The following is a 16582-nucleotide window of genomic DNA, read 5'->3' on the forward strand; positions in this document are numbered from 1 at the left end:
TTTAATCTGGGAAAGCGCTTCCGGTAGGGTCGCTGCACTTTTATCTATCATGTCATCAACCTTTAGGTGAAAACGAAAAATAAAGAAGGACTATAAAAAGAATCTATAAACCTGACATCCACATCTATCGTTGCTTAACGATCATCATCACGAATAGAGGATGGATGGCGATTAAGTGGCATCACTTCAATATTCATGTAAGGATAAAGCGGTAACCCCTGCAAAATGTTGTGTAATTCTTCATTACTTTCAACATCGAAAATACTAATATTGGAATACTGACCCGTAATTCGCCAAATATGACGCCATTTACCTTGACGCTGTAGATCTTGTGAATAGGCTTTTTCCACCGATTTAATTTGATTCGCTTGCTCTACAGGCATATCAATAGGTAAATGTACATCCATACGTACTTGAAATAACATGTCTAATTCCTTCTTCCTTAATGACGGCGCAATTGTTCAATTTTATCTTCATCAATGTCGATTCCCAAGCCTGATGCCTGTGGTACAACCAACTCGAAGTTTTCATATTGTAACGGTGTTTTAAGAATATCTTCAGTCAATAATAATGGACCAAATAATTCCGTACCAAACTCTAGCGTTTCAAAGGTACTAAAAGCATGTGCCGACGCGATACTGCCAATTGGCCCTTCAAGCATCGTACCACCATACAAACCAATACCTGCCAGACCCGCAATTTTTGCCACTTCACATGCTTCAATCAGACCACCAGACTGTTCTACTTTTACCGCAAAAACATCTGCACCATACTTTTTGGCAATGCGATAAGCACTATCAGGCCCCGTCAAAACCTCGTCTGCCATAATCGCTACATCAAAACGAGCGGTTAAACGTGCCAATGCATCTGTGTTCTCAATAGCACAAGGTTGTTCAATCAAATCAATACCGCCATCCTGTAGCTGCTGAATGCCTTTAATACATTCCAACTCTGACCACGCGCGATTCACATCAACACGCACACTAATCTCAGGACCTAAGGCTTTTTTAATTGCAATCACATGATCAACATCATGTTGTAATGGATTGGAACCGATCTTTAACTTAAAAGTATTATGTCGCTTTAGCTCGATCATTTTTTTTGCTTCGGCAATATCCTTTTCCGTATCGCCAGATGCTAACGTCCACAACACAGGTAGTCGATCACGTAAACGTCCACCCAAGACTTCACTCAGTGGCAAATCTAAACATTTGGATTGGATATCCAACAATGCTGTTTGAATGGCACACTTGGCAAAACGATTCCCATTGATACTTTTACGAATCAGTTTTAAAGTCTGTGCAACATTCAAAGAATCCTGAATTGAAAGGAGTAAAGGTTTGAAATAAGTCTCGATGTTGGCTTTAACACTTTCAGGACTTTCTTCTCCATAGTTCAAGCCGCCAATCGTCGTCGCTTCACCCCACCCGACAATCCCATCTTTAGTTGTCACTTTGACCAATACCAGTGTCTGAGTCTGCATGGTCGTCACAGAAAGTTTATGCGGACGAATAGTAGGAATATCGACTAAAATAGTTTCCACTGTCTTATACATCGTTCCATCTTCTTTCAATAAATGCTATTAACATACCTTAAATTAATGTCATAATGGAAACCATAAACAATTCGGTATTTTTGCATACTAAAAAGGTATATAATGGAACTCAGGCACCTCAGATATTTTGTCACTGTGGTAGAAGAACAAAGTATTTCTAAAGCAGCCGAAAAATTATGCATTGCTCAACCGCCATTGAGTCGACAAATTCAAAAACTCGAAGAAGAATTAGGAATTCAACTGTTTGAACGTGGCTCGCGTCCGGCCAAAGTTACAGAAGCAGGATTGTTTTTTTATCAACATGCCGTACAAATTTTAACGCATACCGCCCAAGCATCTTCGATGGCTAAAAGGATTGCAACCGTTAGCCATACTTTACGCATCGGCTATGTCAGTTCGTTACTTTATGGTTTATTACCCGAAATTATTTATCTTTTCCGACAACAAAATCCCGAAATTCATATTGAACTAATTGAGTGTGGGACTAAAGATCAAATCAATGCATTAAAACAGGGAAAAATCGATTTAGGATTTGGAAGGCTCAAAATTACAGATCCAGCCATTCGACGAATTTTATTACATAAAGAGCACCTTAAACTTGCCATCCATAAAAACCATCATCTAAATCAATTTGCTGGCTCAGGTATTCATCTTTCACAAATTATCGATGAACCTATGTTGCTTTATCCCGTTTCACAAAAGCCAAACTTCGCAACCTTTATTCAATCTCTTTTTACCGAACTTGGTTTGGTTCCGACCAAATTGACAGAAATTCGGGAAATACAACTGGCATTAGGCCTAGTCGCAGCAGGAGAAGGAATTTGTATCGTACCAGAATCAGCAATGGATATCGGGGTAAAAAACTTGATGTATATTCCTATTCTGGATGAAGATGCTTACAGTCCGATTTCACTGGCAATACGCAATATGGATCATAGTAACTATATTCCTAAAATTTTGTCTTGTGTTCAGGACGTATTTGCGACACAAAATATTAAACCACTGATTGAATAGCTTATTTTGGTCTCATTTTTATCCAGTGAGAAGTTAAGCTGAATCAGGTTGTATTGATGAAATTCATGCTCAATTGATATCACCTGATCAGCAACACCCTTAGCTTACATCAACTCCAGAGGTACGCGGATATTGACGTAAATCTGATGCCAATTCATTCAAACCATTGCTATAACACACAATCACATCTTTGAATTGTTGGATGTTATCTTCAATAGTGCTCAATTGTTTTTCACACTGATGGACGAGTTGTTCCGTGCATTGTTCTACTGTTTCATTAATCTGGCGACACAGTTCAGTATATAAACGATTATGAACCACCAAATCTGAAATTAATTCATAACCAATATTCGGATTCGGTTCAAGTTGTATTTGAACGGCAGTATCTAGTTTATAATCAACGAGTTGTTGCTGTACCTGTTGAGTAAATGCATCTGCTAACCATTGTGTAAGAGTGATATACACCTGATCTATGCCCCGTGTTGCTGCATACTGTTCAAGTAACTGGGGTAATTCAGGTAGTACCTTTCTCCAGACATCTTCTGCAATATGACGTTGCTGCTGCAATAATGCGATTTGCATATGATGAAGACATAGTTGCAACTGATCCAAATCAGGTTCTATTTCCTGAACAAATGCCTCAAGCACTTGCTCTTGGAGATGATGTAAAAATATTTCTGCGGGTTTGCGTTGTTTATAATGCAAAGCGGGCTGAATCATATCCAAAAGTGCCGCAAACAATCGCTCAAAGCCAGCATCACTCATGGCTTTTTGATCCATGTCAGCCTGACGCGCCATTTGAGTAGACACTGATACGGGTTGCTTCAATAAATGAATATCCACCGCCATTTCTCGCAATTTATCTTCAGCACGTGCTTTTACATCCGCTTCCTGTAACGAACGTTGTGAGGGAGGTTTGTTGCATAATATTGTACAAATTTCGCCATCTAGTTCATCTTCTTCGATTTGATCACTTCGCGTGATGATGGGAAATAAAGGCTTATGTCGTTTTAATTCTCGCGCTAATGCATAAAGTTCCTGCACTTGACCCGGTGAAGTGGAGCTACTAAGCCATAACACACCATCCGCACTATCAATAAAGCGCTGCGTCAATGCTGCATTTTCGGCTGTGGCAGAATGTAACCCTGGCGTATCCAGTAATACCAGTCTTTCACCTAAACATACTCCCTGTAGTTGCGCTGTAGTTTCAGTCGCACCTTCACGTAAAAGCGTTTCGGTATAATAAACTTGATCATTCTGTACATAGAAATAGCGTACCGTCTGTCCCTGCCGATGGAAGCATTCGGCTAAAAGGTTACAGAGCGAACTTTTACCTGCATTAAATTTACCAAAGACCAGTAGCATCACTTTATCGCTAAAAGCCTCTGCAACTGATTGCGCAGCAGCTAATTCAGACCATTTCACATCCCAAAGTCGAATCTGTTGCGCCACTTGATTATTGATTAGAGAAATTTGTTTTGCCAACGTAGATGCAGGTTGCAATCCCTTGACCTCAAAAGCAATACTTGTTAATTCTTTAGCAAAATGTTTACGCCATTGCTGCAAATGATCCAACATCGAAGTCAGGTCACTTTGTGATGCCGTAATTTGTTGCGTCTGTTCAATAAAATGTTGTAATTGTCCGCCACTGGTCATACCGCATCCTCCAACATTTTCAATGCCGTTTGCGCTTGTGCAATATCATGAAGTTGCTTCTCAATCTTGTTCAACTGTTCAACCAACGCTTCACGTCCTGCCGATTTTTCAAAATAAAAAGCAAACTCTCGCTGCAATCGTTGACGTTCGGCATCGGTAAAAAACAAGGTATGCAAATGTTCACGAAATTTGACTGATATGCCCAATACCGCAACGATGACGGTATCCAAACTTTTGACACGGGTTTGCTGATCTTCAGGCAATCCGACTACGCCATGACGAATGAGATGGCTGTTCATATCAATACAAGCGCGAGAATAAGCAATTTGTACTTTAGCACGCTGTTGCTTGCCGACTGTATTTTTAAACATAGTCGCAAATGAATCAGGTACAAGCGCTTCATCCTGACCACTGATATCCAGAATCGGATGTAAATCCTCACGAATTTTGTCTAAAACCTTGATCAACCCTTCGTCAAAATCCTGACGTTGCTGTTGTTGAGTCTGTTGTAATTTTTGCTGTAAATGCTCTTGGTCAACTTTTAATTGATTGATTTGCTGTTGCATGTCTTTAAATAATTGGAGTTTCTCATGCTCACGTGCAGTCGGTACTTGGCTGATTGCAAATTCAAGTGCCTGCTGTAACGCGACAATACCGCTTTTTTCAACCAATAATGGCTTTGATTTCTCTATACCCTGACGATGACGTGTGGCAGATACGGACAAAGCATTTAAGTCTGGAATTTGATGGGCAATCGACTGTTGTATATGCGCCAAAACTTGCTGGTCTGGCATTTGGTCAATCTGAGTGAGTACCAATAAAGTCTGACGGCGGCTAGATTGAAAATCATGCACTAACTGTTGCAACAGTTGATGCTCAATCGCATCAAGCTCTCCCTCACGTATCGAGTGTACAAAAAGCCGAATATCCGCCTGTGTCCAGATCGCGTTAAAGGCATAGTCATCATCCACTGCGGCGACATCCGCATCTAGCCCTGGAGCATCTAGCCAACTAACATTTTGATGAATATGCTCTGCAAGATGAAGGGTTTCTCGTTTATCGGCAACAGAGAAAATATCATGTCCAATCAACTCATTCAGTAGTCGGCTTTTTCCATGATTATATTTCCCGATCACAGTGATAGTCGGATAAGTACCTGCCATGATTAATCTGCGTAGTCTCGCCAAATCAGTTTCCCGATTGGGGATTACCGCTAAAATAGCGTTTACAACACCATCAAAATTTTGCATATCCATCTTGCCTTTCTCCACGCGTCCCTACAAATGAATCAGGCCAGTGATTCACCCACTAGCCTGAACTTTATTTTCGATTTTAAAGCCTGTATTTACACAGCAAGACGCGGGCGGTCTACAACTTGGTTATCTACACCATCGACCAAGCGTGTCAGTTTCAGATCAAACACCATTTCAGCAAATGGCCCTTCTACCGCATTGGCTTTGATCGCCTCTGCATCGCTATGTTCAATCGCTTCAACCACCAGACCTTCACGTGTTGCATATGCAAAGTCGTCATACGTGTACGGATCGCCTGCTACGTTAATTTGCGTGGTCAGTTTGCGATGTCCATCTGCTGAGACAAAGTAGTGAATATGCGCAGGACGGTTGCCATGACGACCCAGTTGATTTAATAACTGTTGCGTTGGGCCTTCTGGTGGGCAGCCATAGCCTGCGGGTAAAATGGTCTGCACACGATACTGACCTTGTTCATCTGTAATAATGCTACGGCGCATATTAAATGGCTGTTGCTCACCCGTTGGGTCAAAGTGGGAATAGAAACCTTTGGTATTGGCATGCCAGATTTCTACTTTTGCATTGGGTAACGGTTTACCGTCTGCATCATAAATGGTGCCGTGTAAAATCAGGGTATGGCCATTCGGATCACTGCCATCATCCATACGAGCATAACCCACTGACTCTGGCGCGCCTGCCACATAAAGTGGCCCTTCAATGGTACGAGGAGTGGTGTTTTCGATCCCGAGTGCTGCGTCTTCAGCATCCATACGCATATCAAGATAATGATCAAAACCCAGACCCGGTGAAAGTAGCCCTGCTTCCTGACTGGTTCCCAGTTGATTGAGATAGGCCACACCTGCCCAATATTCGTCAGAAGTAATATTTAGGTCTTCAATCGCTTTGTATAAATCTGAAAGCACACGATGGATGATTTGCTTCACACGTGGATTGCCGCCTTCTTGTTCCAGTCCGCTAGCGACACGTAAAAAGTCTTGTACATCCTGAGTATTGAATATCTTAACATCCATGGCTTTCTCCTTGAAATTGCCAAAATGAATAAATAGGGTGGCTTACTCTGCTGGCCCTACTTGCAAGCGACTTCAACATTTAGCATGATCATTTCACAATAAACTTAGCGATTAAAATGAGGCTGTTTCACTGTGAAATCATAAATGCGTTATGGATATGCGGCCTGCTTTTATATGTTCCTTAATGCTTAACTCTACCGAAAAGTCATGCGTTATCCAACACCTCTAAAAGTATGTTTTCATGCTTTTTAGGTATGTTAATTTATTTTTGGCTTAGTCCTTTCATATTGCCAGAAAGGCAAACTGATGATGCAGTATATTTCATAAAATCTATTATTATTCATTACATTAAAAACAAAAAATAAAATTACTTTAAATAAGTTTCGGAGGAATCAGCGATGATCTTTCATGAAGATAATCTCATACCTTCCTATCATAAAAGGAATATTGTGTTAGACAAAAGAGAAGTCTATTTTAAAGCTGAAAATGCAATAGGGGTTTAGTTGAGATAAGAAAATTTTGATTTATCCATTTCTTTTAAACATCCTCCAATTAATAGATTAAATCAGAGGATATTCTTAATCATTTATAATAAATGTTCTGCAATGATGACTTAGGTATGATCCCCCTAAAAAGCCCAGACCAGTTTTAACCAAGCCGTATCACCCTTTGGCCGATTTTCCACTTTTGTCTCTGTCAAATATTTGGCTTCAAGCGACCAGCCTTTTTGTTGGTACTGAATTGCTGGGCCAACCGCAATACTTTCACCACGAAAACCAATATCAACGCTCTCTTTTTTATCGTCACTCATTTGCTTAAAAACGTAGCCTTGAACCGCAATATTCACATCAGTAACGACCTGATATCCAAGACTATAGTCTGCCGAAAAATACTGCCCTGACTGATAATGAGTATCGTCATTTTCGCTATTAAAACTATAGGCCATTTTGGTGGAGATATCCCAGCCCGCATGGTTGTAGCTATAGGCCAAAATTGGTCTAAAAGTATAGTAATTTTTACCGATATTGGCGAGACGGTCTGCGTCATAGTCCCCTGTAGGTAAAATATTTTCCAACGCTGCAATCCAGTGATGATTGCCATGATGCCAGCCCAACATAGGTGCCAACATTATATCACCCACCCCACTACGATGATCTCGTTCCCCAGCCATCTGTACACGCAAATCTACTAACGGCAAAATGCCGTAAAATCCCAACTGCCCATTCAAAATTTTCTGATCAGTCATCCAGACCAAACGCGGCACAAATGCATGCACATCCAGATCGAAATCTGGAATCAGTTCATCACCCTTAGAATCGAGAAATTCTGTCGCACGATATTGCTGGTAATATCCTAAAAAATATAAACCCGCGGGTGGTAAGGCGCCTGCCATAATCCCTTCAGCACCATGCGGAAATGAATCTGCTCCGCTTTCAGTAGCAAAGACTGAATTTGAAAAAACTCCTAATATTAGTCCGCTTGCCAACCCACTTATATTCTTTAAGATTTTTCTACTTATGTGCTGTCGATTCAATTGTTGTTGTTTCATATTTTGCGTCCTATTCATCCTGAATTAGACTCAGGCCAAATCTCGATCCTCGAAATTTGGTGTACTTCTCAACATGACTAAAATGAAAGTGCATGTTAGAAACTGATGATTCATGCACTTCATTAAAATAGTATTGTTATCCGTACAAGTCTAAATATATGGGTCTTAAATATCCTGTTAATGCTACATATGGGGTTAACACTAAACTCAACTCAGCGCTTTTAGTCATCCATTTGCAACGATATTCAACGTATATAACCGTATTCACTTGGCAGTTCTAAAACAGCAATGTACTCTGGAACTGCCGAATATTTTCTCTTTTAAATGTGCCTAAATAACGCTGAACGTGATTCTGCTTTTGCGCCATCAGCAGCACTTAAAAAGCGTTCAGTATGAATATCCCGCTCAAATAACCGGCTTTGCATCAGTGTGGAAATTGCAGCATCAATCATGGGAGGAGGCCCACATAGATAAGCCTTATGCCCAGAACAACGTTGTTCAAAATAATCGGCCACAGCCTCATGTACATAGCCTGTAAAACCTGACCATTCATCATCTACTTTTGGTGCATTTAAGGCTGGAATATAACGGAAATTAGAATATTGTTTGACGAGATCTTCAAACAACTCGCGATGATATAACTCAGCAATGTCTCGGGCGCCTTGAAATAAATAAATGGTACGCTGATCGCCAGATTGCAATAAATCCAGAATCATCGATTGGGGACTAGACAAGCCCGATCCGCCTGCAATAAAAATCACATCCTGCGTATCGGACTTGCGTACAAAGAATTGTCCATACGGCCCTGAAAGTTGTAGTTCATCTCCTACTGCAAGCTGCTCATGTACATAGGTGGTTGCTACGCCATCCTGTACATGACGGATATGTAACTCGATAATGCCGGCTTCATTTGGCGAGTTGGCAATCGAAAATGCTCGTGTTCCCTCGATATGAGGCAACTGCAAGTTGATATATTGCCCTGCCTGAAATTGCATGGGACGATCGATCTGTAAACGGAGCCCTTTAATCGTCGGGGAAAGATCATTGATCGATAGTACCGTGGCTTGATAGTCCTCGATCAGATAACCAAGAAAATCAGGATCTTCATCTACATCTGCCTCAATCACCATATCTGATTCAGGCTTGCAACAACAGGCCAAGACCTTTTGTTCTTCACGCTCAATATCCATTAACGCAAAAGGTGAAGCGTCACCGACATCGTAAAATCCATCTGTCACCTGCACCTTGCAGGTTCCACATGTCCCATGACCACAGGCAAAAGGTAACCAGACTCCCTGACGCAATGCTGCATCAAGGATGGTTTGATCTTCGGCGACCTCAATGGTGGTTCCGAGTGGTTCAATCGTAACTTGATAACTCATTTCACGCCTCCTGATCAGACATAGGCATTGTTATAGCCATTTAAACCGGGGGTCGAAAAGCGTAGTAACGACTTATGCCCAAAATCCAGTTCTGCCAAAGTTGCCTCTGGCTGAAATTTGAGTTCTTTGCGGTCTAGCTGAAATTCTACGTGGTGCCAGTCAATCGCATTAAATTCTGGATGCTGCGAAAAACCTGCGGGCATTAAGGTTTCCAATAGCTGTTGAAAAGTCGCTTGCGGTGAAATCAAAAAAGCTTTGGCTGAGCAAAATAAAGTATGATGATCCCAACCAATATAAATCAGAATATTGTCACCATAATTGGCTTGGCTGTCTTTTGGGCTAAAGCTGTAATTTTCAGTAATGGCACGTACTGGCATGTCTAATTCTCCTATTTTCGGATATTTGCATTGTTTCCTTTCCTGCAAGTACCCGAGATATTCTTGATGTCTTTAATGACATGTTTCTTTTCGCAACTTCATCAACGCAGGGGGATTTAAGCGCTTTGCCCTTTCCATTTTTTCCAGAGTTGCTGATCTGGCGAACCTTCAATATCCAGATTGTCTTCGCCTGCACGAATGTGGTAATACTCTTTAAGAATGGTTTCAAGGTCAGGACCACCGCAGTTGCCTTGTAAAATTTGATTGACGGGCAGCCACGCCTGTATGTATTTCTCAGGTTCACGGCAGAAAATATCGTGGCAGCCATCTGAACACATGTGATAGCGTTCGCCGTTATAAATCGCATCACGATAGCTGAACATAGTCTGGTCACCTTCCATTTCAGTAAATGTCATTGGAATCTGACAAATCTGGCAGAGTTGTGGCAAGCCATCCGAATAGAAACGTTTTCCTTCAGCTTCTAATTGACGTGCCAACTCCCAGCGTGGACGATAGTAACGATCAAACGTGTCTGGATATTTTTCTGACAACCAGTCCATTTCTTCATCCGTCGGAATCCATGTATGGAAGCCTGCGGCATGCCCAAAGTTATAGAAAATCCACCATGCCTGATGCGAGACGTGTTCTTTTTCTTTAAGGATAACGTCACTGTATTTCGGCATACGAATACCGTAGCGGCTCAAATCCTTAAATAATGCACCGCCCGCTTCTTCAAAGTAGGTTTCCCATGCTTCTTTCCACGACATCACTTTATTTGGCAGCATATAATCCATCATCATGCCCACAATCGAGAGTAAACGGGTTCCTCGCCAGAACCATTTATCAATCCATTCTTGTACAATAGGAACGTTGTCTTCATGCTGTTCGAGCAGAAATTTGACGATTTCTAGTCCCAAAGTCATATGCCGCGCTTCATCCGATTGCGCACTAAAACCGAATGTCACCGTTGCCATATCTCCGTTATAGGCGGCACCCGACATAAATGGCACAAACAATAAATTGGTCAATACATATTCAAAGGCAAAACTGATGGCTAACAAAAATTCAAATGGCCCTGCTGAACGCGCATCTTCAAAAAAAGACTTAGGTACAGACAGATACCAAACACGGTCATGCATATGTGCCCAATCATGAAAACCATTGAAAAATTTATTGTAATGGCTCATCGCATGAATCTGAGTCTGCACATGACGTAACTCATCAATAGACTGCATCTGTGAGGCAATACGTGCACCAATACCGCTAAATTGACGACCTACGTGTGCATACCCCTGATAAGCTTGATATTCCAGCGGGGTAACAGCGGTTAAAAAAAGCTTAATAGCGTTGAGATAGCGTTCATTGGCAACATTCAATTGGCCATTGTTCTGTGCAAAAGCATCAAAAATTGCATACAATTTTTTCTCTTTTTCTGACTGATATTTCCAGTACGCATCCATAGTCAGGCGAAATGGATCTTCCCACTTCGACCAATCTGTAATTTTGATGCCCTCAAACTCTTCATAAGGAAATGCATCTTTACGATCTGCATATGAAAATTCCCAATCCAGATCGCGAGTCAACATACGGTAGCGATCTTTGGCATTGAGTTTTTTGCTCGGGTTTTTAACTTGGCTATTCATCCTGAAATCCTTGCTCATTATTTGTGATTTAGATCTTTCATGCTAAAAATAGGCATGAGAAATGGGTTAATTCCATTTCAATCTAAAGCTGTCATCATCTTCTTCTACATTTCCGCCCAGTGTGATCATGTTCAATTGCAGGGATTGAATATCCCAGTCTTGCCCCAGTTTCTCTGTCACGGTTTCAGCAAGAATAATCAACTCATCATCACTTTCGATCCGAATCATGGCGGGCAAATACTGAATCGTCGCTTCGGGATTATCCTGTTCAATCGCCTCGACGATATAGCGTGAGGTGTCATTGTCCTGTAGTGCTAAATAAACTTTTGACATGTGTCGTTCTCCCTGAATCTTTTAAGTCAAATTAAATGCCAAACCTGCGCGTTTACAGCGTTCAGCAATCAGGTTCATTGCACTGTCAACATTGCTTTGTTGTAATCCCAGATTGGCCCATGCCTCAAAAGCAGATTTAACCTGTGGTAATAGCTCTTCTAGCCATCCCTGAATTAAGGCTTTATTGTGTTCCGATTCAGCCACAGCAGTCTTAAGCACGCTATCTGACCATTTACGCAGATCACTATTACACTCTTGCATAAACTCGGTCAGCATCGCTACATCACGGCCCTGATGCTCTACGAACCATTGATCCAGTTCAACGTAAACCAGAGCCTGCAACATGCTATCGATCAATAAAGTCTGTAATAGATACAGTTTGAACCAATCCTGTTCAGTCAGGCTCATCTCACATAAGCGACGTAAAGGCTGCCATGCGGCATTGTTCATCCAGTAATCTTTGGCCTGATCCAAAGCGTCGGCAGAATTGTCGTCAATAATTAAACCAATTCGTGATAAATACTGCGCCATTCCCAGACGATCCATTGCCGCAAAAATACAAGCCTGAGTAATCACTGTCCCATAACCGTAAGCACTTCCCGACATCATGTGCAGGTTGGCGGTTTGTTCGACATAACGAAATGGCAGCAACGCCGCAACGATTTTCTGTTTAACCGCATCACTCAAGTTATCGACCAAACGGCGTTTTTCGAAAAAAGCATAATTATTTTCAGTACTGTCCTGTAAACGTGCCCGATGCTGGACATATGCGCCGTAATAAAACTGACGAGGATCTTTGAAGGCATACCAATCCTGCATCACCAAGGCTGTATGGGTCTTATCATTCAAAGTTTTATCTGGTTTCCATAATGGGCGATAATGAAAATTTACTTCACCCTGAATATCAAAACTGACTTCCTGATAGCGGGTTGCAGGCTTGTTACCAAAACGTCGTTCAATATAAGCATACGTCTGGCGGACGGGCTGAACGCTTGATGTTTTAATTTCTAAAGTCATGTTTATCTCCGTATCGACTTAAGATTGATCATCTTGATCTAGGTTTTGGCGTGTCTGGCGTACAAGAGTTGGCTCAATGCCGTAACGCCATTTATCTTCGAGAGCATCATTCAGTTGTTCTTGTTGCTCGGTCATTTCAACCACCTGATTGATACGACAAAAATCTGCAAAAGCTTGCTGTGGCAATACCAGTTCTACAAATAGCGTCGGATCATTGATCGCAAAGTCAAACTCGACAAACTTGGCATGCCGATCACCTGTGATCCGAATATATTTGGTAAAACTGACATTTGAAGAGTTCACGTTATTCATGTTGGCTAACCCTGATCCATATCCACCTGATTTCAGCAGGCTAATCTTGTAAAAAACCTTTCCATTGCAATACTGCATATCAGATCTCTATCAAAACTTGTGCCAACTATTTAATTTTTATTATTTTCAATTACTTATATTTTTATTAGATATTTAATTTATTTAAATAAAGATAAATTTCAGCAAATGATGAACCAATAAATTGAAGATATTCAGCAAATCATGAACCGTGATCAATCAGTTGAATAACATCTAAGAGAAAAACTGGACTGAGTTTTTAATCATACTTTTTGGATATATATTTATGCTCAACTGCGCATCACTTTAAGCTGAAAAATAAGCTACACTTTTGTAGACAGTCATCACCTAGGATGGGAACTGACCATGCATCAAGCCAAGGATCAACGGCTATTCAAACCACTACTTAAACAAAATGAGGATATTCAGGACTTACTGGATAATATTCAGTTTGATGCCAAACATGGTCAAATCTGGTTTGAAGAAAACCGTATGCTGCTCTTACATACCAGTATTATGGGCTATCTGCGTAAAGATCTTTATCAGATGCTTGGGCATGAACGCACCAAACATTTCTTTATTCGCTGTGGCTATCAGGCAGGCATGAAAGATGCGGAGGTGACCAGCAAATTACGTCCTAACATGACCGCTGAAGAGGCGTTTATGGCAGGCCCACAAATGCATGGCATCCGCGGTATGGTGCAGGTCGAGGTCAATACCCTCAAGCTATCCCATGAAACGGGTAGCTTTTATGCAGATTTTAACTGGTTACATTCCTTTGAATCTGAAGTGCATCTAAATGAATTTGGAACATCCAATGAACCTGCCTGCTGGATGTTATTGGGATATGCCTGTGGCTATAGCAGCTTTGTGATGGGACAAACCATTATCTATCAGGAAACCAAATGTTCTGCCAAAGGCGATGATCATTGTCAGATTATTGGGAAACCCCTTGTCGCCTGGGAAAACGCCGATGAATTGATCCGTTTTATGTCCCCCGATCCAGTGGCTGATCAAATCATTGCGTTACAGGCCGAATTAAAAACCCTGAAACAGAATATCTACACGCCTGCTGAAGCAGATTACACCATGTTTAATTCAGTCGGCGAATCCGCTGCCTATAGACAAGTGTGTGAATTACTTAAAAAATCGGCGGGCAGCAAGGTTGCAGTATTACTGCAAGGAGAAACAGGGGTCGGTAAAGAAGCGTTTGCTCGTGGGATTCATGAAGCTAGCCAACGTAAAAATGCCGCTTTTATTGCAGTCAATTGTGCCAGTATTCCACCCGATCTAATCGAAGCTGAACTGTTTGGGGTAGAAAAAGGTGCTTATACTGGCGCAACCCAATCGCGCATGGGAAAATTTGAACGAGCGCATGGAGGAACCATTTTTCTGGATGAAGTCATAGAGCTATCTGCACGCGCGCAGGCTGCACTGCTACGCATATTACAAGAAGGCGAATTTGAACGTGTGGGTGATTATCAAACCCGCTATATTGATGTCCGTGTCGTGGCCGCAACTAATGAAGATTTGTTTGAAGCCGTACAACAGGGACGCTTCCGCGCAGATTTATTTTATCGTTTAAATATATTTCCTGTTGTGATTCCACCTTTACGCGAACGTCGCGATGATATCCCTTTACTGGTAAAGCATTTTTTAAAACGTTTTGAGAATATGTATGATAAAACAATCAAGGGTTTAAGTGATAAAGCGTTAAATTATCTAATGGGGTATGAATGGCCAGGAAATATCCGTGAGTTAGAAAATATGCTAGAACGCGCGACCTTATTGACTGACCATCAACAAGAGATCAAATTAAGTAGCCTACTGCCACAACAACATTTGAGCCAGCAGCAATCTATGTACGATCAGGAATTGTCGCCTGATCGTCATTCGCTGAACACACAACAGCAGATCATTGAGCAGTTATTGGATCAAAATTTTTCTCTGGAACAGTTTGAACAGGAAATGATTCAAAATGCGTTGATCCGAAGTCAATATAATGTCTCCGAGGCAGCACGTTTGTTGGGTATTAGTCGAGCAACTCTGGATTATCGCTTAAAAAAACATTCACTGGAAATGGTGAAGAAATAAATCAATGAAAAGCTATGCTCCCATTTGCTAAGAATGCTTCAATCACAATCAGAATTGCTGCACCTCACTCTATCGACCTGGATTTATTCAGATAGCACTTAAGCCATTATTTGTCTTAACGGGAGGATGACTCTGGAACTGCTGCAAGAATCGTATTGCGTTTTATCAAGATCAGATACGCCAGCATTCCGATGCACATGCCCCAAAATACTGAACTTAAACCCAGAAAATGCATCCCTGAAACAGTAGCCAGAAAGGTGATTAACGCCGCTTCACGTTGCGTATCCTCCTGCATTGCCATACGAATATTGGTGGCAATAGCACCTAGTAGCGCCAGACCAGCTAGTGCCGCCACTAGCTCTTTAGGAAGTAAGCTGAAAAGTGCCACGATGCTACCTGCAAACAAGCCACCTAAAATATAAAATAAGCCGTTAGCAACTCCTGCAATATAGCGTTTGTCTTTGAGTTCATGGGCATCTTTGCCCATACACAACGCCGCGGTAATTGAGGCCAAAACAATGGTAATCCCGCCCACACAGGCCACCGCAAGTGATGCAAGGCTGGCCGCACCAATAATAGGCTTGGCTGGCACATCATAATGACTGAGTTTTAAAATCGCCATGCCTGGTAAAAATTGTCCGGTTAAACTGACTAAAATTAAAGGAATCGCCAGATTTAGCGTGGAATACCATGACCATTCAGGTCGAATAAATTGTGGAATTGCTAAATGAAAATCCATCGTGACAGGATTCATTTTACCCAATAAAAAACTCAGTGTGACACCGCATAGTAGCACCCACAGCATGCTGTAACGTGGTGAAAAACGTCGTGCCAATAAATAGCACAACAACATACTAAATACGATCAGAGGTAAGGAATCAGTAGCATGAAATAATCCAAGACCAAACTGAAATAGGATACCTGCCATCATGCCAGCGGCGATTCCTTGGGGAATCCATTTTAGCAATTTATCAAAATAGCCTGTCATGCCAACGATTAAGATGACAATCGCAGCACTAATATATGCACCAACGGCTTCATTCAAACTGATATTGGGAAATAAGGTGACCAGCAAAGCTGTACCCGGTGCTGACCAAGCGGTAATAATGGGGGTTTTAAATCGAATCGATAAATAAATGCCAGTCAAGGCAGCTCCGATGGAGATCCCCCAGATCCATGAGATCATCATTTCTGGTGAAACTTGTGCTTTCTGAGCCGCCTGAAAAAATATAATTAATGGCCCAGAATAAGAGATCAGAACAGCTAAAAAGCCAGCCACTGTGGCCGATAACGACCAATCCTCTCTTAAGGTTTTAAACAGGGATGTCATAGTGCCTCCTTGCAGAATCAT

Annotated in this window: 15 protein-coding genes; 2 read left to right on the plus strand and 13 right to left on the minus strand. The window is 41.5% G+C overall.

All coding sequences use genetic code 11. The features are described from left to right. Positions 1–134: 134 nt before the first annotated feature. Positions 135–425 (minus strand): muconolactone Delta-isomerase, encoded by a 291-nt coding sequence (catC, locus tag IAE19_RS11470; RefSeq protein ID WP_200461069.1) that lies wholly within the window; start codon positions 423–425, stop codon positions 135–137. 17 nt (positions 426–442) lie between these two features. Beyond that, complete coding sequence (locus tag IAE19_RS11475; protein ID WP_200461070.1) at positions 443–1555, minus strand: muconate/chloromuconate family cycloisomerase; 1113 nt, start codon at positions 1553–1555, stop codon at positions 443–445. Between the two features lie 102 nt (positions 1556–1657). Here IAE19_RS11475 and catM point away from each other — a divergent pair, with 102 nt between their 5' ends. Next, the gene (gene catM / locus IAE19_RS11480; protein ID WP_200461071.1) at positions 1658–2569 is read left to right on the plus strand and encodes a cis,cis-muconate-binding transcription regulator CatM; all 912 of its coding nucleotides are present in this window, start codon (positions 1658–1660) and stop codon (positions 2567–2569) included. A gap of 99 nt (positions 2570–2668) precedes the next feature. Here the strand turns inward: catM and IAE19_RS11485 are convergent, their stop codons facing one another. The 10 genes from IAE19_RS11485 to IAE19_RS11530 form a co-directional block, all read right to left on the minus strand. Continuing rightward, positions 2669–4225 (minus strand): dynamin family protein, encoded by a 1557-nt coding sequence (locus IAE19_RS11485; protein ID WP_200461072.1) that lies wholly within the window; start codon positions 4223–4225, stop codon positions 2669–2671. Then, the gene (locus IAE19_RS11490; protein WP_200461073.1) at positions 4222–5481 is read right to left on the minus strand and encodes a GTPase; all 1260 of its coding nucleotides are present in this window, start codon (positions 5479–5481) and stop codon (positions 4222–4224) included. Before IAE19_RS11490 ends, IAE19_RS11485 begins: the two co-directional genes overlap by 4 nt. A gap of 89 nt (positions 5482–5570) precedes the next feature. Further along, positions 5571–6506 (minus strand): catechol 1,2-dioxygenase, encoded by a 936-nt coding sequence (catA, locus tag IAE19_RS11495; protein WP_200461074.1) that lies wholly within the window; start codon positions 6504–6506, stop codon positions 5571–5573. A 628-nt stretch (positions 6507–7134) separates the two neighbouring features. Beyond that, complete coding sequence (locus IAE19_RS11500) at positions 7135–8013, minus strand: transporter (RefSeq protein ID WP_320159422.1); 879 nt, start codon at positions 8011–8013, stop codon at positions 7135–7137. Between the two features lie 362 nt (positions 8014–8375). Then, on the minus strand, positions 8376–9437 hold the full coding sequence (locus IAE19_RS11505) for an NADH:ubiquinone reductase (Na(+)-transporting) subunit F (RefSeq protein ID WP_200461076.1): 1062 nt from the start codon (positions 9435–9437) through the stop codon (positions 8376–8378). Between the two features lie 14 nt (positions 9438–9451). After that, positions 9452–9814 carry a phenol hydroxylase subunit P4 gene (locus IAE19_RS11510; RefSeq protein WP_200461077.1) on the minus strand — a complete coding sequence of 121 codons (363 nt, stop codon included), beginning with the start codon at positions 9812–9814 and terminating at the stop codon, positions 9452–9454. A 116-nt stretch (positions 9815–9930) separates the two neighbouring features. Further along, positions 9931–11457: an aromatic/alkene/methane monooxygenase hydroxylase/oxygenase subunit alpha gene (locus IAE19_RS11515; RefSeq protein ID WP_200461078.1), complete on the minus strand. Its 1527-nt coding sequence runs from the start codon at positions 11455–11457 to the stop codon at positions 9931–9933. A 66-nt stretch (positions 11458–11523) separates the two neighbouring features. Further along, on the minus strand, positions 11524–11790 hold the full coding sequence (locus IAE19_RS11520; protein WP_200461079.1) for an MmoB/DmpM family protein: 267 nt from the start codon (positions 11788–11790) through the stop codon (positions 11524–11526). 21 nt (positions 11791–11811) lie between these two features. Further along, complete coding sequence (locus tag IAE19_RS11525) at positions 11812–12807, minus strand: aromatic/alkene monooxygenase hydroxylase subunit beta (RefSeq protein WP_200461080.1); 996 nt, start codon at positions 12805–12807, stop codon at positions 11812–11814. Between the two features lie 18 nt (positions 12808–12825). Beyond that, a complete protein-coding gene (locus tag IAE19_RS11530; RefSeq protein ID WP_200461081.1) occupies positions 12826–13119 on the minus strand; it encodes a phenol hydroxylase subunit in 294 nt (97 codons plus the stop codon). A 384-nt stretch (positions 13120–13503) separates the two neighbouring features. Here IAE19_RS11530 and mobR point away from each other — a divergent pair, with 384 nt between their 5' ends. Continuing rightward, a complete protein-coding gene (mobR, locus tag IAE19_RS11535) occupies positions 13504–15231 on the plus strand; it encodes a phenol degradation transcriptional regulator MobR (RefSeq protein WP_200461082.1) in 1728 nt (575 codons plus the stop codon). Between the two features lie 115 nt (positions 15232–15346). On the opposite strand, the gene benE is transcribed toward mobR, so the two are convergent. Continuing rightward, positions 15347–16561, minus strand: a complete 1215-nt coding sequence (gene benE / locus IAE19_RS11540; protein WP_200461083.1) for a benzoate/H(+) symporter BenE — start codon at positions 16559–16561, stop codon at positions 15347–15349. Positions 16562–16582: the final 21 nt, after the last annotated feature.

The organism is Acinetobacter sp. S40 (assembly GCF_016624705.1).
GTDB lineage: Bacteria > Pseudomonadota > Gammaproteobacteria > Pseudomonadales > Moraxellaceae > Acinetobacter.

Excerpts from the sequence above, each read along its gene's own strand:
- catC (WP_200461069.1), bottom strand. The coding sequence starts at position 425 with ATGTTATTTCAAGTACGTATGGATGTACATTTACCTATTGATATGCCT.
- IAE19_RS11475 (WP_200461070.1), bottom strand. The coding sequence starts at position 1,555 with ATGTATAAGACAGTGGAAACTATTTTAGTCGATATTCCTACTATTCGT.
- catM (WP_200461071.1), top strand. The coding sequence starts at position 1,658 with ATGGAACTCAGGCACCTCAGATATTTTGTCACTGTGGTAGAAGAACAA.
- IAE19_RS11485 (WP_200461072.1), bottom strand. The coding sequence starts at position 4,225 with ATGACCAGTGGCGGACAATTACAACATTTTATTGAACAGACGCAACAA.
- IAE19_RS11490 (WP_200461073.1), bottom strand. The coding sequence starts at position 5,481 with ATGGATATGCAAAATTTTGATGGTGTTGTAAACGCTATTTTAGCGGTA.
- catA (WP_200461074.1), bottom strand. The coding sequence starts at position 6,506 with ATGGATGTTAAGATATTCAATACTCAGGATGTACAAGACTTTTTACGT.
- IAE19_RS11505 (WP_200461076.1), bottom strand. The coding sequence starts at position 9,437 with ATGAGTTATCAAGTTACGATTGAACCACTCGGAACCACCATTGAGGTC.
- IAE19_RS11510 (WP_200461077.1), bottom strand. The coding sequence starts at position 9,814 with ATGCCAGTACGTGCCATTACTGAAAATTACAGCTTTAGCCCAAAAGAC.
- IAE19_RS11515 (WP_200461078.1), bottom strand. The coding sequence starts at position 11,457 with ATGAATAGCCAAGTTAAAAACCCGAGCAAAAAACTCAATGCCAAAGAT.
- IAE19_RS11520 (WP_200461079.1), bottom strand. The coding sequence starts at position 11,790 with ATGTCAAAAGTTTATTTAGCACTACAGGACAATGACACCTCACGCTAT.
- IAE19_RS11525 (WP_200461080.1), bottom strand. The coding sequence starts at position 12,807 with ATGACTTTAGAAATTAAAACATCAAGCGTTCAGCCCGTCCGCCAGACG.
- IAE19_RS11530 (WP_200461081.1), bottom strand. The coding sequence starts at position 13,119 with ATGAATAACGTGAACTCTTCAAATGTCAGTTTTACCAAATATATTCGG.
- mobR (WP_200461082.1), top strand. The coding sequence starts at position 13,504 with ATGCATCAAGCCAAGGATCAACGGCTATTCAAACCACTACTTAAACAA.
- benE (WP_200461083.1), bottom strand. The coding sequence starts at position 16,561 with ATGACATCCCTGTTTAAAACCTTAAGAGAGGATTGGTCGTTATCGGCC.